Consider the following 21,499-nt stretch of genomic DNA (forward strand, 5'->3'; position numbering starts at 1 on the left):
TCTTTTTCTTCGGGACGCTATTCAGTTTTGATATACGGGCGCTCCCTGAAAGCGCGCTTCCCGGCGCTCCGGCCATCTGACCGAAGGGCGAGGCTCACATGACCCGACCGTTGAATTTCCAGCACATCCAGGCGTTTCGCGCTGTCATGCAGAAGGGCACGACGACGGGCGCCGCGGCCATGCTCAATACGACACAGCCGTCCATCAGCCGCCGCCTCGCCGAATTGCAGAGCTTCTCGGGCCTGACGCTGTTCGAGATGCACCGCGGGCGTTTGCGTCCGACCAGCGAAGGCAAGTTGCTGTACAAAACGGTTCAGAAGCATTTCGACGGGCTGGAGAAGATCGAGTCGGTGGTCTCACTTCTGCGCAAATCGGGCACGGGCGCGCTGAGCCTCGGCTGCACGCCGACGCTCGGTGTCGGCTTGCTGCCGGAGGTCATTCGCGCGTTCCGCCAGCAGTTTCCCGAGACCTATATCAACATCCAGACGCTCGCTACGACGCAACTCACCGACCTGTTGCGCCAGGACCTGTTCGATCTGATTCTCACCACGGGCAAGCTGGACGAGCAGGACTTCGAGACGGTGATCGTCAAGACGATGCCTGCCGTGTGTGTGCTGCCGTCCGGCCATCGCCTCGCGGCCGAGCCCGTCGTGCATGTCGAAATGCTGCGGTCCGAGCCGCTGCTGTCGTTGGGCGAGATGGACGACCTGACCATCGACATCGAAAGCGTGCTGGTCGCGCACGGCATGCCTGCGGAGTTCGCAATCCAGACCACGTCGTCGATCACGATCTGCGCGCTGGTGGCGGCGGGCAACGGCGTTGGCATCGTGAACCCGTACGTGGCCAATACGTACGCAGGACAACTCGCGATCAGGCCGCTCGCGCCGTCGATCGACGTCGCCGTGCGCATGGCCATGCCCATGCACACGGCCCCGTCTCTGCTGACGCGGCATTTCGTCGACGCGCTCAACGCGCATCTGAGCCACGTGCGCCCACCCGTTTCGGGCTAGCCGCGAGCGTGCATGCGGCCGCTTACGCCGGCAGCGGCAGGCGCGTGGTTTCCTTGATCGTCTGCATCACGAACGCACTGCGCACTTCTCTCACATGCGGAAGGGCGGCGAGCACCTTGCGGCTGAAATTGGCGAAGGTATCGAGATCCGCGGCGACGATCCGCAACAGATAATCTTCCGCGCCCGACAGGATGTAGCACGACAGCACCTGGTCGATCACCTGCAGGGACTGCTCGAACTCCACGGCATCGCGCTCGTGGTGCGAGGTGATCTTGACGAACACGAACGCATCGATGCCGAGGCCGAGCGCCTTGCGGTTCAGTTGCAGGCTATAGCCTTCTATCACGCCGCTTTCTTCGAGCCGCTTCACGCGACGCCAGCACGGCGACACCGAGCTGTGGGTCTTTTCGGCGAGTTCGGCCATCGGCATGCGCGGGTCCGATTGCAGGCACGCGAGGATCTGAAGATCGGCGGGAGACAGGGGCGAAGCGTTCATGGCATTCCTTGCGATAGCGTGGGTGCGTGTTCGAGGCATCTCAGAATGCCGGCAAACCTTGCCGCGCGCAACGAGAAAATGGAAATGTCATGCCGGATATTCGTGTTGGACTGGCAAACATAGGAAAAATCGATCACCCCTCCCTACCTACAATAAACGCAGGTTGGAGGAGCGATCTGTGGACAAAAAATCAATCGACGGCGACATGGACCGGGCGTATTCGCCGAGTTCCGTCGCCGGCAACTATCTCGAGGTAGTCGCCGCGTACGGCGAACGCAGCGAGCAGACCATGCGGCGCTTGCCGCACGCCATCGTCCGCTACGGCGCAGACGACGACGAATACATCGTCGTATTCGAGCCGCAAGCGCGCCAGCCGTATGAGGCCATGCTGGTGTTTTTCCACGGCGGCTACTGGCAGGCACTGTCCGCGCGCGACGCCTGCTTTCCCGCGCAGATGCTGACGGAACGCGGCTTCGCCTATGCCGCCGTGAACTACTCGCTCGCGCCCAAAGCGGGCATCGCCATCATCGTCGGGCAATGCATCGAGGCGCTGAAGCTGCTCGCCGCGCGCGCGCCGCATGCGCGTCTCGTGATTGCAGGGAGTTCGGCGGGCGCGCATCTCGCCGCGATGCTGATGACGACGGACTGGGTGGCGGCGCGCATGACAAAGGCGCCGTTTACCGCCGCGTTGCTGATTTCTGGCATCTATGACCTTCAGCCACTTGTCGGCACGTACATCAACGCGCCGTTGGGCCTCGACATCGACAGTGCGCGGCGTTTGAGTCCCATGCGCCTGCCGTTGCGGTCTCCCGTCGACACGGTGGTCTGCTGGGGCGAGCACGAAACCGACGCATTCAAACAGCAGAGCCTCGGCTTTTCGACGGCGCTGGCGCGCGCCGGGGCCCACACGTCGATGCACGAGGTCGGGCACAAAAACCACTTCGACATCCTGTTCGACCTGACGGACCCGTCAACCCGGCTGAGCGTCGACACCCTTTCACTACTCGGAGAAAAACCATGAGTACACCACGCAAACGCGTCATTCCGGAGATTCGCAACCCGGAACTCGAACTGTCGCTGATCAAGGACGTCGCCATATCGACGGACGAGAGCCGCGAAGCGACAGTCAAGACCACGGCGGGCGAGCCGCTGATCGCCTTCGACGGCAAGAGCAATCCGTTCATCGACTATCACCGTAACGACCTGCTGCTCAGCCTCCAACATATGCGCAGCGATGGCCACGACGAGATGGTGTTCATCCTGATGACGCAGTGCAAGGAACTGACCTTCAAGGCGATTCACTACGAAGCCTTCAACATGCAGCAACGCATCAAGGCCGACGACGTGACAGGCGCGCTTGCGCTCGCGCCGCGCATCAAGCGGTTGTTCGAATATCTGGTGAAGACGTGGGACGTTCTGTCGACCATCACGACGAACGGCTTCAACGAGTTCCGCGACTGCCTCGGTGTGTCGTCGGGGCAGCAATCGTACATGTACCGGCATGTCGAGTTCATCCTCGGCAACAAGTCCGTGCGGCTGGCGCAGGCGCATGCGAACAATCCCGACGTGTATCCGCAGCTCAAGGCATCGCTGAATTCGCCGAGCCTTTACGACGACGTGCTCGCGCTGTTGCATCGGCGCGGCATCAGCGTGCCCGAGCGGGCATTGCAGCGTAACTGGTCGGAGACGTACGCGTCGAACGCCGATGTCGAGAAAGCGTGGCTGGCCGTCTACGCCGATCCCACGCCCGACAACGATCTGTATCTGCTCGGCGAAGCGCTGATCGAAATCGCGGATCTGTTTTCGCAGTACCGCTGGCGCCACTTCACATCCGTCGAACGCATTCTCGGCTTCAAGCCGGGCACGGGCGGATCGGCGGGCGTCGGCTGGTTGAAACATGTCGTCGAGCACCGGTTCTTTCCGGAGTTGTGGGCTATCCGTACGGTGCTGGGGGCATGATGGTGCAACAGGCAGTATCCGCAACGGGCGCGCCCGATGTGTTCGCTTCCACTCGCGAGCGCTTTCTGATTCCCGACGGCGTACGTTATTTCGACGGCAATTCGCTGGGTCTGATGCCGCGGGTCGTGCAGCTTCACGCATCGAATGTGATCACGCACGAATGGGGCCTTGGTCTGATTCATTCGTGGCACGAGGCTGAATGGCGCACGCTGCCGCAGCGCGCGGGCGCGAAGATCGCGAGACTGATCGGCGCGAAGCCCACTGAAGTCGTCGCATGCGATTCGACTTCCGTGAATCTCTTCAAGGTGGTTGTCAGCGCAGTGCGCTTGCGGCCGGGCAGAAAGACCATCGTCACCGACGCGGATGCATTTCCGACCGACCTCTACATCGTCGACCAGGTGGCGAAGCTGTTTGGACTGACGGTCGTCGCCGTGCCCGCCGCCAGGATCATCGAGAACCTGAACGCCGATGTCGCCGCCGTCGTGCTGACGCATGTCGACTATCGCAGCGCCGAAATCTACGACATGCACGCGTTCACGCAGGCGTCGCATCGCGCGGGCGCGCTGATCGTGTGGGATCTCTCGCACACGGCGGGCGGCGTGCCGTGCGACCTGAACGCATGCGAGGCGGACTTCGCGGTGGGATGCGGCTACAAGTATCTGAACGGCGGTCCCGGCGCGCCCGCTTACCTGTATGTCGCGGAGCGTCACGCGAACGACTGCGAGCAGCCGCTCGCGGGCTGGTTCGGCCACGCCAGGCCGTTCGACTTCGCGCCTGACTATCGTCCCGCCGAAGGCACGTCGCGCTTCTTGTGCGGCACGCATCCCGTGATCGGACTGTCGGTACTGTCGCGCGCGCTCGATCTCTTCGACGGCGTGCCGCTCGAAGCGCTGCGCGAACGAAGCCTGCAACTGACCCAGCGCTTCATCGAACGCGTGGACGCGCAACTCGCGCCGCACGGCTTCGTCGTCGCGTCGCCGCGCGCTGCATCGCTGCGCGGAAGCCACGTTTCGTTGCGGCACCCGGAAGGCTACGGCGTCATGCAGGCGCTCGCGGCGCGCAAGTTCATCGGCGACTTTCGCATGCCCGATTACATGCGATTCGGCTTCGCGCCCCTCTACAACACGCAGGAAGAAGTCGCGGAACTCGTCGATGCGATCGACGACATCATGCGGCGACGCGAATGGGACAAGCCGGCATTTCAGCAACGGCGCGATTTCACCTGACGGGCACGGCGGGCGCCATCCAGCCCGGCGGCCCGCAGGCCCGACGTCCCGACTCAAACAACGAAGGAGACAGCATGACGAGTGAAGCGCAATTCAGCTCGATCGCCCAACGCGAGGGCGATCTTGCCAGACGTTTGACCCAGCCGCAGCTGACGATGATCGCCATCGGCAGCGCGATCGGCACGGGTCTTTTCCTGGGCAGCGGCGCGGCGATCCAGATCGCCGGGCCGAGCGTGGTGATCAGCTATGCAATCGGCGCGTTCGTCGCGTTGCTGCTGATGGGATGCCTCGGCGAGATGGTGGTCGCGCATCCGACGACGGGCTCGTTCGGCGCCTACGCCGAGCACTATCTCGGGCCTTGGATGGGCTTTCTGGTGCGTTACGCGTACTGGATTTCAGTCGTGCTCGTGATCGGCGCGGAAGTGACAGCCGTTTCCGTCTACATGGAGTACTGGTTTCCGCAATCGCCCGCGTGGGTGTGGATCGTCCTCTTTTCCGGTCTGATCATTCTCGTCAACGCGAGCAGCGTGAACATTTTCGGTTCCGCCGAGTACTGGTTTGCGATCGTCAAGGTCGTGGCGATCGTCGCGTTCATTGCGATCGGCACCATCACGGTAATCGATGCGCCTGCGCAGAGCCAGATCGGCTTTGGCAATTACTTTCGCAACGAGGGCTTCTTTCCAAAGGGTTTCGGCGGAACCTGGTTTGGCGTGGTGATTGCGATCTTCAGTTTCATCGGCATCGAGTTCATCGCCGTCGCTGCGGGCGAAGCGAAAGAGCCGAAGCGCGCCGCGCGCCAGGCGTTCAAATCGGCGTTCTTCCGGCTGATGTTCTTTTATATCGTCACGATTGCGTTGATGGTCTGCATCGTGCCGTGGCAAAAAGCGGGCACGGGAGAGAGTCCGTTCGTTCTGGTGATGCGCCTGATCGGCATTCCGTACGGTGCCAGCGTGATGAACTTTGTCGTGCTGACGGCGGCGCTCTCGGCGATGAACGCACAACTGTACGTTGCCACGCGCATGATCTTCAGTCTTTCGCGCGGCGGACAGGCACCCGCTTTTCTCGGCACGCTCACACGCGGCGGCGTGCCGCTGCGCGCGCTGATGTTCTCGACGTTCGGCGTCGCGTTTGCCGGTCTGTGCAGCGTCACGTTTCCGCACGGCTCGTTTCTTCTCGTGATGTCGATTGCGATGTTCGGCGCGTTGTTCGCGTGGTTCATGATCTTCGTCACGCACTATCGCTTCCGGCGCGCCGCCGAGCGCGACGGCGTCGTGCTCTCGTTTCGCATGTGGGGATTCCCGCTGATGACGATTGTCGGCGGCGCGCTGATGTTCGCCGTTCTGGCAACGACGCTGTTGCTGCCGCAATTCAGAATGACGCTCGTCACGGGCATTCCGATGCTGTTCGTGCTGAGCCTCTGCTATCCGTTCGTGAAGCGCCGCACGTTCGCTGCCGACGTTGCCAGGGAGCTCGCATGAGAGCGTATTCCACTCCTTTTATCGCAGCGGCGGTGCAGGCAGCGCCCGTGTATCTCGATGCCGATGCAACGGTCGATCTCGCCTGCGCGCTGATACGCGAAGCGGCTAACGAAGGCGCGCGACTGATCGCGTTTCCGGAAGTTTTCGTGGCGGGCTATCCGTACTGGAACTGGACGATGACGCCTGTCGAGGGCAGCGCATGGTACGAGCGCCTGTACCTCGCGTCGATCGACGTGCCGGGACCGCACGTCGACCGGTTGCGCGCGGCGGCGCGCGACGCCAACTGTTATGTGGTGATTGGCGTCAACGAGCGCGGACGGCACAGCTATGGCGTGCTGTACAACACGGTGCTCTTTATCGGCGCCGACGGGAATCTGCTCGGCCGGCATCGCAAGCTGGTGCCGACGTGGGCCGAAAAACTCACGTGGACGGGCGGCGACGGCAGCTCGCTGAACGTCTACGAGACGGAGCTGGGTCCGCTCGGCGCGCTCGCGTGCGGCGAAAACACCAACACGCTCGCGCGCTATGCGCTGCTCGCGCAGGGCGAACTGATCCACGTCGCGAACTACATCGCGCTGCCTGTGGCGCCGAAGGACTACGACATGGTCGAGGCGATCAAGGTCCGCGCCGCTGCGCATTCGTTTGAAGGCAAGGTGTTTTCGATCGTGTCGTGCTCGAGCCTGTCGGAGTCGATCATCGATACCGTCGCGGGCAACGACAGCAATGCGCGCGCGCTGCTCGAACGCGAACACAGCGCGTTTTCCGGCATTTTCGGACCCGACGGCCGGCTGCTCACCGAACCGCTCATCGATCGCGAGGGCATCGTCTACGCGCAGATCGATCTGCGGCGTTGTATCCAGCCGAAGCAGATGCATGACATCGTCGGCCATTACAACCGCTTCGACATATTCGGCGTGACCGTGGACAAGCGCGCAAAGCCTTCCATCGACGTGATGGAAGCGGCGGCTCATCTGTCGCCCGAGGGGAGCGCGTCTGCAACGGAGCGAACCACGGAAGCGACTTTCAAACGACGCGAGGACGATCATCATGCACAGTGACGACGTAGCCGGGCGAGCCCGTGTGGTCGACACGCCCGAGCTGGCCGCCTATTACGCGGCGCTCGCGCGACACGAGGCGGGCGCGCTGTGGACCGTAGCGAACGACATCGAGCCGTGGGAGCCCACGCCGCACGCTGTGCCGATGCTGTGGCGATATGAAGCATTGCGGCCGATGGTCCTGCAATCGCTCGAACTCGTACGCCCAGAGGACGCCGGGCGGCGCGTGGTGATGCTCGTCAACCCGAAGCGCCGCGACGTGAGCGCGGCAGTCGGATGGCTTTATACGGGCCTGCAGGTCATGAAGCCTGGCGAAGCGGCGTCGGCGCACCGGCACATGGCGTCGGCGCTGCGATTCATTATCGAAGGCAGTGGCGCGTACACGATCGTCGACGGCGAACGTCTGACGCTCAGCGCGAACGACTTCGTGATCACGCCCAACGGGACATGGCATGAACACGGCATCGACGGCGGCGGCACGTCGCCGTGCATCTGGCAAGACGGGCTCGACATTCCGTTGATCAATGCGCTGGAAGCGAACTTCTACGAAGTGCATCCCAACCTGCACCAGGACATTGCGCGGCCGCTGAACGCGTCGCATCTCGCGTATGCGAACGCCGCGCTCAAGCCGCTCGAACCCGACTGGCGCAAACCGTACTCGCCTTTGCTGAAATACAGCTGGGACAGCACGTACGAGGCGCTGCGCCGCTACGCGAGTGCGACCGACGGCTCGCCTTATGACGGCGTCGTGATGGAGTACGTGAACCCTGTGACGGGCGGCGCCGTCATGCCGACGATGGGCGCGCAGATGCAGATGCTGCGCGCCGGTGAGCACACGCGCGCGCATCGTCACACGGGTAACGTCGTCTATCACGTCGCGAAGGGCAGCGGCTATTCCGTGATCGCGGGCCAACGTTTCGACTGGAAAGAGCACGACATCTTCTGCGTGCCGTCGTGGAGCTGGCACGAGCACGTCAACACGGCACCGAACGACGATGCGTGCCTGTTCTCGTTCAACGATTTTCCCGTCATGAAGTCGCTCGCCATCTATCACGAGCAAGCGTACTTGCCCAACGACGGTCATCAGGCTTATCAAGCCACACCGAGGTAAACATGAAGTTAGTGACTTATCAGGATCGCGCGCGCGAGCGCGCGGCGCGCGTGGGCGTGCTCGTCGACGAGCAGGTGGTCGACGTCGAACGGCTCGGTCAATTGCACCAGGCGGACCTGCCGTCGACGATGCTGGAACTGATCGATGCGGGCCCAGCCGCGCTCGCTCTGCTGAAGACGCTGATATCCGCGGGCCGCGCCGCCTGGCCCATCGGCGCGGCGACGGCGCTCAGCAACGTGCGCCTGCTCGCGCCGATACCGCGGCCGCGCAAGAACATCTTCGGCATCGGCTTAAATTATGTCGAGCATGTTGCCGAATCGAGCCGTTCGCTCGACACCGCGAAAGAGATGCCCGACAAGCCCGTCGTGTTCAGCAAGCCGCCCACTTGCGTCATCGGTCCCGGCGAAGCGATTTCGCACGACGCGCAGATCACGCGGCAACTCGACTGGGAAGTCGAACTGGGCGTCGTGATCGGCCGCAGCGCGCGACGCATCAGCGAGGCCGAGGCGATGTCATGCGTGTTCGGATACACGGTCATCAACGACATCAGCGCGCGCGACAACCGCCGCGCCGGTCAATGGATTTTCTCGAAAGGGCAGGACACGTATTGCCCGATGGGCCCATGCATCGTGACAGCCGACGAGATACCCGATCCGCACGACCTTGATCTGTCGCTGACGAAGAACGGCGAGCTCATGCAGCATGCGAATACCGCGCAGATGTACTTCAAGGTGCCCGCGTTGATTGCGGACATTGCATCCGCGATGACCCTCGAACCCGGCGACATCATCGCGACGGGCACGCCCTCGGGTGTGGGCGCGGGCCGCACGCCGCAGGAGTGGATGGTGCCCGGCGATGTCATCGAGGCGCGCGTCGAAGGGATTGGCACGCTGCGCAATCCTGTTGTCGCGATCTGAGGCGAAAGAGCGCGATCGGCAGGAATCTCGACATCACGCATGCCGACGTGCTCTTGCCGTCGGCACGCGTGAGGATATTTCTTCTCGCGGCAATACAGCCCGTTCAGGGTGAACCCGCAGGCCAATAGCGACGAATCCGGTCCGCTGTCAGATAGCGGTCCAGCAGACCGGCATTCGATAATAAGTTAATTAGGACGACAGATGAAAAAGAGGATGACGGCAATTATGATGTTCGGCGTGTCCGGTGCCGCCTGCGCGCAGGCGTCGATTTCGTTGTATGGAATCATGGACGCTGGCATCACCTACACGAATAACGTGGTCAACGGCCAAGCGCACGGCTCGAACTGGCAATTCGTTTCGGGATCGTCGCAAGGCGATCGATGGGGCATGCGCGGCACGGAAGATCTCGGTGCGCAGCAGCACGTCGACTTTGTACTCGAGAACGGCTACCAGTTATCAAACGGCGCACTCGGGCAGGGCGGGCTGGAATTCGGGCGGCAAGCTTATGTGGGACTATCCGGCCCTTGGGGCGCGCTGACGCTCGGCCGGCAATACGACTTCGTCGGCGACCAGATGCCGGCCTATGCCGTGGCATCCAATACGCCCGCCGGGTTGCTCGCGTGGAGCCTGCCTGCGTACGCGGCAGGCGGCTATGCGCTCGACAATCGTGTGTGGGGAGATCAGGTCGACAACGCGGTGAAGTACGTGACACCGACCCTCGCGGGGTTTTCGGCAGGCGCGATGTTCGGCTTCGGCAACACGCCCGGCTCGGTCGCACGCGGCAGCACGTCGAGCCTCATCGTCAACTACGCGAATGGGCCGTTCGGCGCGTCCGTGGCCTACTACGGGCAGCATGACGTCAGCGGCGGCGGCAATCTCCAGGAATGGGCGGCGGGCGCGGCCTATAACTTAGGTGCGGCAAGACTGTTCGGGCTTGTCACCGACGTGCGTCTGAGCGACGGAGATCGCCCGCGCGCGACGACGTTCGAAGGCGGCCTGTCATATAACGTCACGCCTGCTGTTGCGCTGGGCGGCGGCGCGCAGTATCAGAAGCGCAACAACGGCATGGGCAGCGCAAACCAGTTCTCGCTGACGGCGGACTACAGCCTCTCGAAGCGAACGGACGTCTATGCCGTTGCCGCACTCGCGCACGATCACGCGTTCGGCGCGCAAGTGCAGGCCGCGCTCGGCGGTCCGTCCAGTTCGAATACGCAAGCCGGGTTGCGGGTCGGCATGCGGCATCGCTTCTAGACGCGTGAGCATCGCGCGTCGCGCACGATCGATGCACAGACGCGCCGTGGCGCAGCGCAAGCAGCGTTTGCCCGCTGGCGACGCTTACGCGATCTCGAGGCTCTGACTCGCAGCCTTGCGTTTGGCGTCGTCATACACGCGGCGTCGCTCGGCTTCCACGAGCACGCGCTTGCGCTTGATCGATTCCCAATGAATCTGCGGCCCCATCACGGCGACGAAGTCGTCGAACCGGTATTTCTTGAAGCGGCGGAAGAACTCGAGGCCGGGCAGGCCGTTATCGAGCGCGAGCAGCACGCCGTAGTCGACAGCCGATATTTCCGCGAGCGATGTCACGGCTCGCTCGAGCGCATCGTAGCGGGTGACGAGCGGGTCCGTTGCGCCGAACATCGCATGGAAGCGCTGATAAGGCAGAAGCCGTTCGCGTTCGGCGGCGCGTCGCAGCGCCAGCATGATGCGTTCAATTCGTTCCGCGTCCATATGTTCTCTCCGCAATTGTGTTCGACTTTGCGGTGACGATACGCCGTGCGTCAGGTAGCAGAAAGGTGAAGTATCGATGAACGCGTAAAGCAATGCTGAACGCCGCGCGTGCTATCGTCGATGGATGGGGCGTGCGCGCCCGTCCACCATCCGAACCCACGCAAGCACATGCCGGAAGTCTATTTCTATGATCCCGCCGCAGGCCACGGCCTGCCTCACGACCCGTTCAAGGCGATCGTCGCGCCGCGACTGATCGGCTGGGTATCGACGCGCTCGTCGAGCGGTCAGTTGAATCTCGCGCCATACAGCTTCTTCGGCGCGTTCGCGACCTTTCCGTCGATCATCGGTTTCTGCAGCGAGGGGCGCAAGGACAGCATCCGCAACATCGAGCAGACGCGCGAGTTCGTCTGGAATCTCGCCACGCGGCCGCTCGCGCAGCAGATGAACCGCTCGTCGGCGCCTGTGGGGCCCGATGTCGACGAGTTTCATTTGGCTGGGCTCACGCCGGTCGCTGGGCGCAATGTATCGGTGCCGCATGTCGGCGAAGCGCCGGCGGCGCTCGAATGCAAGTTGCTGCAGATCGTGCAGCTGCATGACCTCGAAGGCAAGCCGATGGACAACTGGCTCGCGCTCGGGCAAGTCGTGGGCGTGCACATCCAGAAGGCGTATCTGAAAGACGGCCGGTTCGACACGCACGCCGCGCAGCCGATCATGCGCGCGGGCTATCGCGGCGACTACGCGCAGATCGGCGAGATGTTCGAGATGATCCGGCCGACATCATAGCGGTCATTGCCTGCCGCCGCGCTCACTCGGTGGCGGTCTCATCGGAAGAAAGATCGGCTTCGGCGGCGGCGGGCGTCGTGCCCGCAGGCGTTTCGACGGTCGATGCCGCGGCCGGCGCGAGCGTCAGCGCGGTCTGCGCGCCGCGCGTCGAGACGGGCACGGCACGCGGCTCGTTGTCGTGAATCACGGCGCGGATGCGCGGATAAATCTGCTGCTCCCAGCGCTGTCCGTTGAACACGCCATAATGCCCGACGCCCGTCTGCACGTGATGCGTCTTCAGATAAGGACGCAGCCTGTCGCATAGATCCTGCGCGGCAAGCGTCTGCCCGACGGCGCAGATGTCGTCGCGTTCGCCTTCGACGGTGAAGAGAGCCGTGCGCCGTATTTTCGAGGGCTCGACGCGCCGTCCCTTCACTTCCAGTTCGTGGCGCGGCAGCGCATGCCGCTGGAACACGGTATCGACGGTTTCGAGGTAGAAGTCCGCCGTCAGGTCCATCGTCGCGAAGTATTCGTCATAGAAGACGCGAATCGCTTCGGCCTTGTCCGCATCGCCCTTCGCGCGTTCGTGGTACATCGTCTCGAACGATTCCAGATGCCGTTCGAGATTCATCGACATGAACGCGTTCAGCTGCACGAAGCCCGGATACACACGCCTGAACGCGCCCCGAAAACCGAACGGCACCGCGCTGATCAGGTTCTGCTCGAACCAGTCGAGCGGCTTGCTCTTCGCGAGTTCGTTCACGCGCGTCGGGTTCACGCGCGTATCGATCGGGCCCGCCATCAGCGTCATGCTGGCGGGCTGCGCCGGGTGATCGTCGGCGGCCATCAGCGCGACGGCGGCGAGCGCGGCGACCGTCGGCTGGCAGACGGCGAGCAGATGCGTGCCTTCGCCGATCGTTGCCGTGAAGTCGATCACATGCTGCACGAACTCGTCGAAACCGAAACGTCCCGCCATGAGGGGCACGTCACGCGGATTGTGCCAGTCGGTGATATACACGTCGTGCTCGGCGAGCATTGTGCGAACCGTGCCGCGCAGCAGCGTCGCGAAGTGGCCCGACATCGGCGCGATCACGAGCACGCGCGGCTGCGGCACGTCGAACGAGGCATGCTTGCGCAAATGCAGCAGCGAGCAGAAGGGCGTCGATTGCGCGACTTCCTCGTGGACATCGACCCATTGACCTTCGACCTCGACGCTGCCAATGTCGAACGATGGCCGCGCATGCGTGAGGCCCGCGAGCGACAGCAGATCGGCCGATGCGCGCCACGTGCGGCCATGCGGTGTGGCGGCGTAGTCGGGCCACGCATCGAGCGCGCCGCGCACGAGCGACGCGCTATGGCGCAGGGGCAGCATCAGGTTGGCGAACGCCTGGTACGCCGGATAAGCGAGCGGATTCATGGCTTTCGCGCGACGGATTGAGAACGTGTGCGAATGGGAGGCAAGTCATATGCCAATCGCGCGGTTTGCAGTGCCGGCTGAATGACGCGTGCGCGAACGGCGTTGGCATAGCCCTTGCGCGCCACGATGCGGGCGCCGGTTGTGCCGCCAAATGGTGCGTGCATGCCCGGTATCGTGCATCGCGGGCCGCGAGTGCGTATCGCGACGCCCTCATCAGGAGCGAGACATGACGAATACCACGCTGACCATCAGCAGTCGCAACTACTCTTCGTGGTCGCTGCGCGGCTGGCTGCTGGTCAAGTTCAGCGGCTTGCCGTTCGACGAGATCGTGATGCCTATCGACGACCCTGCCGCGCGCGCCGAACTGCTGTTGCTGTCGCCGTCGATACTCGTGCCGTGTCTGGTGCATGACGGCGTCAAGGTGTGGGACACGCTCGCGATCGCCGAATATCTGAACGAGGTGCGCCCCGAAGCGGGGCTGTTGCCGAAGGACCGCAAAGCGCGTGCGCATTGCCGCGCGATCTGCGGCGAGATGCATTCGGGCTTTAGTTCACTGCGTTCCGCTTTGCCGATGAACCTGAAAGCGCACTTTCCGGGCTTCAAGGTGTGGGCGCGCGCGCAGTCCGACATCGAGCGGATCGTGACGATCTGGCGCGAGTGTCTGCAGCAATACGGCGGGCCGTATCTGTTCGGCGAGCGCAGCGCCGCCGATGCGATGTACGCGCCCGTCGTCACGCGCTTCGTGACGTACGACGTGCAGTTGGACCCGGATATCGTCGCGTATGGGCAGCGCATTCTCGCGCTGCCTGAGATGCAGCAGTGGATCGCCGGGGCGCAGCAGGAAGCGGATGAGATTGATGAGCTGGATGTGGAGTTTTAGCGGGGGATTGCGTCTTGTTGATAGGCGGCGGGTGGGAGATGCATTGAAATCGCCGGAATCGTCGATGGTTGGGTGAAAGTTCTGAATTTAGACCCGCTTCTGCGGGTCTTTTTTTGTCCTTCGTCCAGGGCGGTGAGATTTCGGGGAAATCTGCTGGTGGGTTGTTGCTGCGTTGGGTTTTAATCGAGCGCGAAGGTTATTTGCATCGGTTGACTTAATTAGGATAACAGATGACACATCAGCATCGCTCGAAGCAGCGTGCGGTCTTCAAGGCGCCACCGTCGCCTTTCGTAGAAGTGACTTTCGTGTTCCGCGACATACTGCAGAAGCCCGTCGAAGGATTGTTCGTTCGACTTAAGGCCGGTGTCGGAGCCCAGTCAGCGCCTGCCTGGAAATATGACGCCGACAGAGGCGATCCGCTTGCTGCTCCTGCATCGTGGGCGGAGTCGGGGTCCGGAATCACATCTGAACCAGTGGCCGCCTCGGCGCCCGCTGCGAATCCTGTTGAACCTATGGTAATCAACAAGACCGACCCTATCACCACAGACAAAGACGGCTACGCCATGACGATCTGCAATGCTGCTCGCAATCAGCCGATCGACGTGCTGGTCAAGAACCGTCGTGACGAGTATGTGTGGAAAGCAACGGTCACGCCGAAGAAGGACATCAGCGCTTTAACGATTAGCAGTCCCGAGTACCACCTGGAAGCGAACGAAGCTGACGCCGAAGGAAGAATTCGAACGGACGGTGGAAGATGAACACGCTCACAAGAAGAAAACCAACATCACGATCGAACACCACTACAGGGTGGTGGACGATGGAAAGCCCCGGACAACAGTGCTGAACGTTTTGGGTTCGAGGTTGAACTACCCTTCGCCAAGCGGCTTTTCCGAGCAACAGTATCAAACGATGGCGACACAACTGAAGGTCGAAGTTGCTGCCGTCAAAGCAATCGTCATGCAGGAATGTTCAGGCACTCCGTTCGAGGAAAATGGTTTGCCGAAAATCAGGTACGAGCGCCACCGATTTTTCGCGCTTTTGAAGTTGAATCACGAGCGTCGAGAGGCGGAAGCGACTCTGGCGTCTCATAAACAGGGAGTAAAAAGAAAGGCTGTGCCGTTTAAGAATCCTTATCCTCAATTCCCTGATTTGTGCTTTCCGCAAGCGGGCGGATACGGTGCCGAAGGGTTGCATCCGACTGGGAGGCGGTGGCGTCGGCTTACAACGGCGATAACTGGCGGGACAGTAATCCAGACTACGCGACAAACCTGGAAAAATTTTATGATAAATACAAGTAAAGCAATTATGTTTTTTTGTGCTGCTTTTTATTGCGCAATCGACCTTTTCTCGTGGGGAGGCGATTCTATTCGATCGTGCTGAACTAATTGCGTTTTCGAATGATGGCAATGTGATGGGCTACCACAATGCGCAGGATAAAAAGCGATCATGTATTTTCCTATTTACGCAGGCGGGGCGGAAATAGAAGGGCAGCCTCAACCGCCCTATTCGGAAACAAAAATACTTACGTTTTTGCCGGGCGGCGCAGATCTTGGCTATACCGGTCGTGACAGATCGTTCGACATACCGGGAGCGTTATATAGGCGGAATGAAACGTGGTTTATTCATACCGACATTGGACAGGCTGGCTGTGAAAATGCGTTGGGTGCGTTTACCCCTTATACCTTGGGTAAGGTTGGCGGCGAAATGTTCACTGTGGAAAGTAAAGTTCGCGCGATCGGGATTCGCTTGATCAGGCGTAAGTCCTATTTCCACGATCTACGAAATGGAGGTTTCATAGCGAGAAAAGGCTATGTATCCAAGTGGGACGGAGTCGTTGTGATTCAGACGCGGGACCAGTTTTCCTACGTCCGCTTCGTGGACTCACACGCAAACACTTCAGGTTTGGGCCGCGTAACAACAGGCTGGCTACGCTCCGGTGACCTCGTCAATCCCTTTCCGCCGGTAAATAAGAAGTGATCGATGGACCTGCACGGACGAACGGTTATCGCGCGAGACGATCAGTCGGTGGAATGGCGGCGGATACCATGCATGGGACGGAGAAACAGAGAAAAGTGCAGAGCATCCTTGGACATACAGCGGCGTCTGCAATGCAGATCATATTGATGGCAATGTGTAAGCCATTTATCTGTCTTGTTGCATTTCTGATGGTTGCTGATCTCTCTTACGCGAGAACTTCGCTTCCAGATAGCGTGACAATTTCAACCGGCGAAAGCGTGATTTTCGAAAAAGGAAGAGTGTTTATCACTCGTTCGAGTGATAAACATATGATTGAATTGCCGGCCTTGCTGAGGCGAGCGTTGCGAGATTCTGATGAAGTGGTATTTCCTGAGGCTACGTCTCGCCGTGTCGACGGAAAAGACGCAATCCCCCCCGACGTTTCTAGATCGTGGGCGAGAGATGAGGCGGGGCAAGCGCGTGTTCACATTTACAGGATCAATCATGGGAAATTCGAAGAGAGTAGTAAGAATGGGGAATAGGAGCGCCTGCCTGTCACCCGTGTAAATCGGCTGGAGCGCAGACGGGGATTGGCTCGACGGCTCCAGCGCGTGTGACGGCACGGTACTGCCGACCCCCTCAATCCCCCCCCACCCACCTTAAACACGCTGACCACTTCCGCGAGCTTATCGGCCTGCATGCGCAGATCGGCGGCGGCCTGCTCGGCATCGCTCACGAGCGCCGCATTCTGCTGTGTCGCTTCGCCGATCTGCGTGACGGCCGTGTTCACCTGCTCGATGCCGCCCGACTGCTCTTTCGACGCGACACTGATCTCACCGATGATCGTCTGCACCTGGCCCACGCGCTCGACGATCGCGCGCATCGTCGTGCTCGCTTCCTCGGCGATGCGGAATCCGCTCGACACCGTCGCCGTCGATTCGGCGATCACCGCTTCGATTTCCTTCGCGGCCGCCGCGCTGCGCTGCGCGAGCGCGCGCACTTCCGATGCGACCACCGCGAAGCCCTTGCCATGCTCGCCCGCGCGCGCCGCTTCGACGGCTGCGTTGAGCGCGAGAATGTTGGTCTGGAATGCGATGCCTTCGATCACGGTCGTGATGTCCGCGATCTTCTTCGACGACTGGCTGATCTGGCCCATCGTCGACACGACGCGCTCGACGGCACGGCCGCCGTCGAGCGCCGCTTCCGATGCGCTCGACACCAGCGTGTTCGCCTGCGCCGCGTGCCCGGCGTTTTGCTGCACCGTCGACGTGATCTGCTGCATGCTGGCCGCCGTCTCTTCGAGGCTCGCGGCCTGCGTGCCGATGCGCGACGCGATCTCGCCGCTGCCGGCCGCGATCTTCGCGGTGCCTTCCGTCATGTCGGCCGACGCGCTGCGCACCTGCGTGACGATGCGCGCAAGCCCTTCGCCGATGCCGTCGATCGCCTGCATCAGACGGCCGATCTCATCGGCGCGCCGCTCGTGGCTCGCCGACACCCGCACGCTCAGATCGCCCGAAGCAAAACGCTCCGACGCCATCGCCGCTTCGTCGAGCGGACGCGACACGAGCCGCCGCACCGCGACGAGGAACACGACGGCGAACAGCGCGACCAGCACGAAGCCGATCAGCATGAAGCGGTTGCGCGTGGCGATCACGTCGGCCATCACTTCGTCGCGGCGCGCGACGCCGCCGACGAGCCAGTTCCATTCCGGCACCGTGACGAACGACACGAACTTGTCCTGCGCGCGCGTTTCGCCGAGCGACGCATCGGCGCTCGTGTATTCTATCCGGCCGTCCTTCTCGTCGAGCATGCGCTTGTACGGCGCGGCGTTTTCGTCGCCGGGCTGGCCTGCGGCGGCGGGATGCACGAGCAGCTTGCCGCGCTCCGCGCCCGCCGATGCATTCAGCACGAAGTAGTAGCCCGTGTCGCCGATCTTCAGCTGTCGAATGCCGTCTTCGACCGACTTGATCTGCGCATCCACGTCCACGCCGACGAACAGCGCGCCGATCACCTTGCCGCTCGCATCCGTAATCGGCTTGTACTGCGTGATGTAACGTTTGCCAAACAGCGTCGCGAGGCCCGTGAAGGTGCGGTTCGCCGCGACGGGGCCGTAGGCGGGCCCCTTGCGGTCGAGCAGCGTGCCGATCGCGCGCGTGCCGTCCTGCTTCTTCAGCGACGTCGTCACGCGCACGAAGTCGTCGCCCGTGCGCGCGAAGACCGTCGCGATCGCGCCGCTTTGCGCGAGAAACTGGTCGGGAATCGAGAAGTCGTTGTTCAGCACCTTGTCGCCGGCCTTGAAGACGGGCGTCGGCGTGCCGTTGATATCGACTTTCTGCGTTTCGTCGAGCGCGTAGTTCGGCGGCAGGAAGCTCGCGAAGAGCGTCATCGAGCGGCCGACTTCGGCCGTCAGCGCCTTGTCGAACAGCGCGATCATCGCGGCGATCGACCGGTCTTTCTCGGTGATGCGCGACAGCACCTGTTCGCTGATCTGCGTGCCGGCTGTACGGGTCACCGCGAACGTGAACGCCGCGAAGATGGCAGCCACCAGTGCGCACGAAAGCATGGCGAGCCTGGCGCCGACGCTTGCGCGGCGCAGTGAGAGGATGTCCATGAATGTTTGCCAGGTAACGGGATGGGAACAGCGCCGATGCGTCTCGCGCGCTGCGGCGCGCGACGCGAAAAGGCAGCCTGAAACCCGTTAACGGCACACCAAACGTTTTCCTTTAGTTTTGAAAGGTAGAACGTTGATCCAGATCATTGCGAAGAGCGCCAGGTCCGTAGTAGCAACGCGTTCGTCACCACGCTGACACTGGAGAACGCCATCGCCGCGCCCGCGATCATCGGATTGAGCAGGCCGAACGCCGCGAGCGGAATGCCGATCAGGTTGTACACGAACGCCCAGAACAGGTTCTGCTGGATCTTGCGCCACGTGCGGCGCGAAATGTCGATCGCGTCGGCGACGAGGGCCGGGTCGCCGCGCATCAGCGTGATGCCGGCCGCATGCATCGCGACGTCGGTGCCCGTCGCCATCGCGATGCCGATGTCGGCGGCGGCGAGCGCGGGGGCGTCGTTGATACCGTCGCCCGCCATCGCCACGACGCTCGACGTGCGGATTTTCAGCTCGTGGACGACGCGCGCCTTGTCGGACGGCAGCACCTGCGCGTACACGTCGTCGATGCCGAGCGCGGCCGCGACGCTCTTCGCGCTGCCTTCGTTGTCGCCCGTGACGAGCGCGCTTTTCACGCCCATGCGCGACAGGCGTTCGACCGCGGCGCGCGCGTTGGGCTTCAGCGTGTCGCCGAAGGCGATCAGCGCGAGCACCTGAGAATCCGCTTCAAAGTCCGCTTTTGAATCCGCTTTTGAATCCGCTTGTGAATCTGCTTTTGAAGCCGTTTGCAGGTCGCTTTGCGCGTCGGATCGAGGGCTCATCTGGACATCCGCCAGCGCCGCCACACGGGCCCCGGTCCTGCCGCGCCTGAGCAGCCACGACACGGTGTTGCCTTGCGCTTCGAGTTCGCGGGCGCGCGCGGCAAGCGCCGGCGGCGGCGGGACGTTCAGTTCGCCGAGCCAGCGGCTGCTGCCGATCGCGAACGTTTCCCCGTCGATATCGGCTTCGACGCCGCGCCCCACCACGGCGCGCGCATCGCCCGCCTGATGAAGAAGCGGCGCGCCGCCGCCGTCGGCGTCGAACGCCTTCACAACGGCCTTTGCCAGCGGATGGTCGCTGCGCCGCTGCACGGCTGCCGCCAACGCGAGCGCGTGCTCGCGGCTGATGCCTTGCGCGGTTTCGAACGCCGTCAGCGACGGCTGGCCGACCGTCAGCGTGCCCGTCTTGTCGAACGCGACGACGCGCACCTGATGCGCGATTTCGAGCGCTTGCGCATCTTTGATCAGCACGCCGTGGCGCGCGGCGACGCCCGTGCCCGCCATGATGGCCGTCGGCGTGGCGAGGCCGAGCGCGCACGGGCACGCGATCACCAGCACCGCGACGGCATTGAGAATCGCCGTTTCCGCGCCGTGTCCGCTGACAAGCCAGCCGAGCAGCGTGACGAGCGCAATCGCGAGAATCGCCGGGACGAAGATTTCGCTCACGCGATCCACCAGCCGCTGGATCGGCGCCTTTTCCGCCTGCGCCGTTTCGACCAGCCGGATGATGCGCGCGAGCGTCGTTTCCGCGCCGATGGCCGTCGTCGTCACCGTGATCGCGCCTTCGCCGTTGATCGAGCCGGCCGTCACGCGGTCGTCGGGCTGCTTCGGCACGGGCAGGCTTTCGCCCGTGATCAGCGATTCGTCGATATGCGTGCGCCCCTGCAGCACCGCGCCGTCGACGGGCACGCGCTCGCCCGGCCGCACCGCGACCGTCATGCCGACGCGCACCTGCGCGAGCGGCACCTCATGCTCTTCCGTGCCGACGACGATGCGCGCGCGGTCCGGCCGCAGCGCGTTGAGGGCGCGGATCGCGTCGGTGGTCTGGCGCTTCGCGCGCGCTTCGAGCCATTTGCCGAAGCGCACGAGCGTAATCACCACGGCCGACGCCTCGAAGTACAGATGCATCAGGTCGCCCGGATGCAGCGCCATCTGATAGACGCTTACGCCATACGCCGCCGACGTGCCCAGCGCGACGAGCAGATCCATATTCCCCGAGCCCGCGCGCACGGCCTTCCAGGCGGCGCGGTAGAAGCGCGCGCCGAACACGAACTGGACGACGGTGGCGAGTGCCAGTTGCAGCGTGGCGGGCAGCATCGCGTGAACGCCGAGCGGTTCGGCGAGCATCGGCGCGATCAGCGGCAGCGTCAGCAACGCGCAGATCACCACTTCGACGAGTTCGCGGCGCACGGCGCGGCGTGCGGCGGCGTCCTTGTCTTCGCTGGCGGCGGGCGTCGCAGGGTCGGCGGAAAGCGGCGTCGCCTGGTAGCCGGCCTTCGTCACGGCCGCGATCAACTGGTCGACGCCAACCGCGCCGTTGCTCGTGACGGTCGCCTTTTCGGTCGCGAGGTTGACGGACGCGGACGTGACGCCGGGAATGCGCGCGAGCGCCTTTTCGACGCGCATCGAGCACGCCGCGCAGGTCATGCCGCCGATCGCCAGTTCTGCCGTCGACAGGGCGTCGGCGGCGGGCGGCGGCGCTTCATGCACCGGCTGCGCCTCGTAGCCCGCCTTGCGGACGGCGTTCAGCAGCGTGTCGACGGCGACGGACGCGTCGGTGTCGACGGTCGCTTTCTCCGTCGCCAGATTCACCGACGCGCGCGCGACGCCCGGCACTTTGGCGAGCGCTTTCTCGACACGCAGCGCGCACGACGCGCACGTCATGCCCTGGATATCGAGTTCCGACGATGCCGCCGGGCGGGACGGATCGGCGGCGCGAGAGGTGGCGAATTCGGTCATGGCAGCGAGGCTCCAATGCGGGCGCAAACAGCGCTTGATGGAACCAGTATTGACCTTCCCATGATGGGAAGGTCAAGCGACTTTCCTGTATTTGCCCGTTCGCGTCGGTGGTAACGCGG

19 protein-coding genes are annotated in these 21,499 nt (G+C 62.9%); 14 read left to right on the plus strand and 5 right to left on the minus strand.

Annotated features, from left to right (window positions below; genetic code table 11):
• Window positions 1-98: 98 nt before the first annotated feature.
• Window positions 99-1,010, plus strand: a complete 912-nt coding sequence (locus H3V53_RS27265; RefSeq protein ID WP_054923627.1) for a LysR substrate-binding domain-containing protein — start codon at window positions 99-101, stop codon at window positions 1,008-1,010.
• A 22-nt stretch (window positions 1,011-1,032) separates the two neighbouring features.
• Here H3V53_RS27265 and H3V53_RS27270 read toward each other — a convergent pair whose 3' ends face one another.
• Complete coding sequence (locus tag H3V53_RS27270; RefSeq protein WP_054923626.1) at window positions 1,033-1,506, minus strand: winged helix-turn-helix transcriptional regulator; 474 nt, start codon at window positions 1,504-1,506, stop codon at window positions 1,033-1,035.
• A 178-nt stretch (window positions 1,507-1,684) separates the two neighbouring features.
• On the opposite strand from H3V53_RS27270, the gene H3V53_RS27275 reads away from it, so the two are divergent.
• The 8 genes from H3V53_RS27275 (at window position 1,685) to H3V53_RS27310 (ending at window position 10,503) form a co-directional block, all read left to right on the plus strand.
• Complete coding sequence (locus H3V53_RS27275) at window positions 1,685-2,527, plus strand: alpha/beta hydrolase (RefSeq protein ID WP_336600583.1); 843 nt, start codon at window positions 1,685-1,687, stop codon at window positions 2,525-2,527.
• A complete protein-coding gene (locus tag H3V53_RS27280; RefSeq protein ID WP_336600584.1) occupies window positions 2,524-3,465 on the plus strand; it encodes a tryptophan 2,3-dioxygenase in 942 nt (313 codons plus the stop codon). Before H3V53_RS27275 ends, H3V53_RS27280 begins: the two co-directional genes overlap by 4 nt.
• Window positions 3,462-4,691 (plus strand): kynureninase, encoded by a 1,230-nt coding sequence (gene kynU, locus H3V53_RS27285; RefSeq protein WP_336600585.1) that lies wholly within the window; start codon window positions 3,462-3,464, stop codon window positions 4,689-4,691. The genes H3V53_RS27280 and kynU overlap by 4 nt, the downstream gene beginning before the upstream one ends.
• 74 nt (window positions 4,692-4,765) lie before the next feature.
• Window positions 4,766-6,169, plus strand: a complete 1,404-nt coding sequence (locus tag H3V53_RS27290; RefSeq protein WP_336600586.1) for an amino acid permease — start codon at window positions 4,766-4,768, stop codon at window positions 6,167-6,169.
• Window positions 6,166-7,227 carry a nitrilase-related carbon-nitrogen hydrolase gene (locus tag H3V53_RS27295; RefSeq protein WP_054923623.1) on the plus strand — a complete coding sequence of 354 codons (1,062 nt, stop codon included), beginning with the start codon at window positions 6,166-6,168 and terminating at the stop codon, window positions 7,225-7,227. The genes H3V53_RS27290 and H3V53_RS27295 overlap by 4 nt, the downstream gene beginning before the upstream one ends.
• Entirely contained in the window at window positions 7,217-8,335 is a 1,119-nt protein-coding gene (locus H3V53_RS27300; RefSeq protein ID WP_336600587.1) for a cupin domain-containing protein, read from the plus strand. The genes H3V53_RS27295 and H3V53_RS27300 overlap by 11 nt, the downstream gene beginning before the upstream one ends.
• A gap of 2 nt (window positions 8,336-8,337) precedes the next feature.
• Window positions 8,338-9,252 carry a fumarylacetoacetate hydrolase family protein gene (locus tag H3V53_RS27305; RefSeq protein WP_336600588.1) on the plus strand — a complete coding sequence of 305 codons (915 nt, stop codon included), beginning with the start codon at window positions 8,338-8,340 and terminating at the stop codon, window positions 9,250-9,252.
• 213 nt (window positions 9,253-9,465) lie between these two features.
• Window positions 9,466-10,503, plus strand: a complete 1,038-nt coding sequence (locus H3V53_RS27310; protein ID WP_336600589.1) for a porin — start codon at window positions 9,466-9,468, stop codon at window positions 10,501-10,503.
• 84 nt (window positions 10,504-10,587) lie between these two features.
• On the opposite strand, the gene H3V53_RS27315 is transcribed toward H3V53_RS27310, so the two are convergent.
• Window positions 10,588-10,980 (minus strand): hypothetical protein, encoded by a 393-nt coding sequence (locus tag H3V53_RS27315; protein WP_336600590.1) that lies wholly within the window; start codon window positions 10,978-10,980, stop codon window positions 10,588-10,590.
• Between the two features lie 168 nt (window positions 10,981-11,148).
• Between H3V53_RS27315 and H3V53_RS27320 the strand changes: the two genes are divergently transcribed.
• Window positions 11,149-11,763, plus strand: a complete 615-nt coding sequence (locus tag H3V53_RS27320; protein WP_336600591.1) for a flavin reductase family protein — start codon at window positions 11,149-11,151, stop codon at window positions 11,761-11,763.
• 22 nt (window positions 11,764-11,785) lie between these two features.
• On the opposite strand, the gene H3V53_RS27325 is transcribed toward H3V53_RS27320, so the two are convergent.
• The gene (locus tag H3V53_RS27325) at window positions 11,786-13,159 is read right to left on the minus strand and encodes a polyhydroxyalkanoate depolymerase (protein WP_336600592.1); all 1,374 of its coding nucleotides are present in this window, start codon (window positions 13,157-13,159) and stop codon (window positions 11,786-11,788) included.
• A gap of 226 nt (window positions 13,160-13,385) precedes the next feature.
• Between H3V53_RS27325 and H3V53_RS27330 the strand changes: the two genes are divergently transcribed.
• From H3V53_RS27330 to H3V53_RS27350, 4 genes are all read left to right on the plus strand, one after another.
• Window positions 13,386-14,039, plus strand: a complete 654-nt coding sequence (locus H3V53_RS27330) for a glutathione S-transferase family protein (protein ID WP_336600593.1) — start codon at window positions 13,386-13,388, stop codon at window positions 14,037-14,039.
• Window positions 14,040-14,269: 230 nt separating this feature from the next.
• Window positions 14,270-14,797 (plus strand): hypothetical protein, encoded by a 528-nt coding sequence (locus H3V53_RS27335; RefSeq protein WP_336600594.1) that lies wholly within the window; start codon window positions 14,270-14,272, stop codon window positions 14,795-14,797.
• The gene (locus H3V53_RS44010; protein ID WP_473766665.1) at window positions 14,787-15,419 is read left to right on the plus strand and encodes an N-acetylmuramidase domain-containing protein; all 633 of its coding nucleotides are present in this window, start codon (window positions 14,787-14,789) and stop codon (window positions 15,417-15,419) included. Before H3V53_RS27335 ends, H3V53_RS44010 begins: the two co-directional genes overlap by 11 nt.
• Window positions 15,420-15,485: 66 nt before the next feature.
• Entirely contained in the window at window positions 15,486-16,016 is a 531-nt protein-coding gene (locus H3V53_RS27350) for a hypothetical protein (protein ID WP_336600595.1), read from the plus strand.
• Between the two features lie 481 nt (window positions 16,017-16,497).
• On the opposite strand, the gene H3V53_RS27355 is transcribed toward H3V53_RS27350, so the two are convergent.
• Together H3V53_RS27355 and H3V53_RS27360 are read right to left on the minus strand one after the other, a co-directional pair.
• Complete coding sequence (locus tag H3V53_RS27355; RefSeq protein ID WP_336600596.1) at window positions 16,498-18,606, minus strand: methyl-accepting chemotaxis protein; 2,109 nt, start codon at window positions 18,604-18,606, stop codon at window positions 16,498-16,500.
• Window positions 18,607-18,749: 143 nt separating this feature from the next.
• Window positions 18,750-21,380, minus strand: coding sequence for a heavy metal translocating P-type ATPase (locus tag H3V53_RS27360; protein ID WP_336600597.1), 2,631 nt, complete (start codon window positions 21,378-21,380; stop codon window positions 18,750-18,752).
• Window positions 21,381-21,499 lie beyond the last annotated feature (119 nt).

This window comes from Paraburkholderia bengalensis (assembly GCF_037126505.1).
GTDB classification, from domain to species: Bacteria; Pseudomonadota; Gammaproteobacteria; order Burkholderiales; family Burkholderiaceae; genus Paraburkholderia; species Paraburkholderia bengalensis.

Excerpts from the sequence above, each read along its gene's own strand:
- H3V53_RS27360 (WP_336600597.1), bottom strand. The coding sequence starts at position 21,380 with ATGACCGAATTCGCCACCTCTCGCGCCGCCGATCCGTCCCGCCCGGCG.
- H3V53_RS27290 (WP_336600586.1), top strand. The coding sequence starts at position 4,766 with ATGACGAGTGAAGCGCAATTCAGCTCGATCGCCCAACGCGAGGGCGAT.
- H3V53_RS27295 (WP_054923623.1), top strand. The coding sequence starts at position 6,166 with ATGAGAGCGTATTCCACTCCTTTTATCGCAGCGGCGGTGCAGGCAGCG.
- H3V53_RS27305 (WP_336600588.1), top strand. The coding sequence starts at position 8,338 with ATGAAGTTAGTGACTTATCAGGATCGCGCGCGCGAGCGCGCGGCGCGC.
- H3V53_RS27330 (WP_336600593.1), top strand. The coding sequence starts at position 13,386 with ATGACGAATACCACGCTGACCATCAGCAGTCGCAACTACTCTTCGTGG.
- H3V53_RS27320 (WP_336600591.1), top strand. The coding sequence starts at position 11,149 with ATGCCGGAAGTCTATTTCTATGATCCCGCCGCAGGCCACGGCCTGCCT.
- H3V53_RS27325 (WP_336600592.1), bottom strand. The coding sequence starts at position 13,159 with ATGAATCCGCTCGCTTATCCGGCGTACCAGGCGTTCGCCAACCTGATG.
- kynU (WP_336600585.1), top strand. The coding sequence starts at position 3,462 with ATGATGGTGCAACAGGCAGTATCCGCAACGGGCGCGCCCGATGTGTTC.
- H3V53_RS27300 (WP_336600587.1), top strand. The coding sequence starts at position 7,217 with ATGCACAGTGACGACGTAGCCGGGCGAGCCCGTGTGGTCGACACGCCC.
- H3V53_RS27350 (WP_336600595.1), top strand. The coding sequence starts at position 15,486 with ATGTATTTTCCTATTTACGCAGGCGGGGCGGAAATAGAAGGGCAGCCT.
- H3V53_RS27270 (WP_054923626.1), bottom strand. The coding sequence starts at position 1,506 with ATGAACGCTTCGCCCCTGTCTCCCGCCGATCTTCAGATCCTCGCGTGC.
- H3V53_RS27355 (WP_336600596.1), bottom strand. The coding sequence starts at position 18,606 with ATGGACATCCTCTCACTGCGCCGCGCAAGCGTCGGCGCCAGGCTCGCC.
- H3V53_RS27265 (WP_054923627.1), top strand. The coding sequence starts at position 99 with ATGACCCGACCGTTGAATTTCCAGCACATCCAGGCGTTTCGCGCTGTC.
- H3V53_RS27335 (WP_336600594.1), top strand. The coding sequence starts at position 14,270 with ATGACACATCAGCATCGCTCGAAGCAGCGTGCGGTCTTCAAGGCGCCA.
- H3V53_RS27280 (WP_336600584.1), top strand. The coding sequence starts at position 2,524 with ATGAGTACACCACGCAAACGCGTCATTCCGGAGATTCGCAACCCGGAA.
- H3V53_RS27315 (WP_336600590.1), bottom strand. The coding sequence starts at position 10,980 with ATGGACGCGGAACGAATTGAACGCATCATGCTGGCGCTGCGACGCGCC.
- H3V53_RS27310 (WP_336600589.1), top strand. The coding sequence starts at position 9,466 with ATGACGGCAATTATGATGTTCGGCGTGTCCGGTGCCGCCTGCGCGCAG.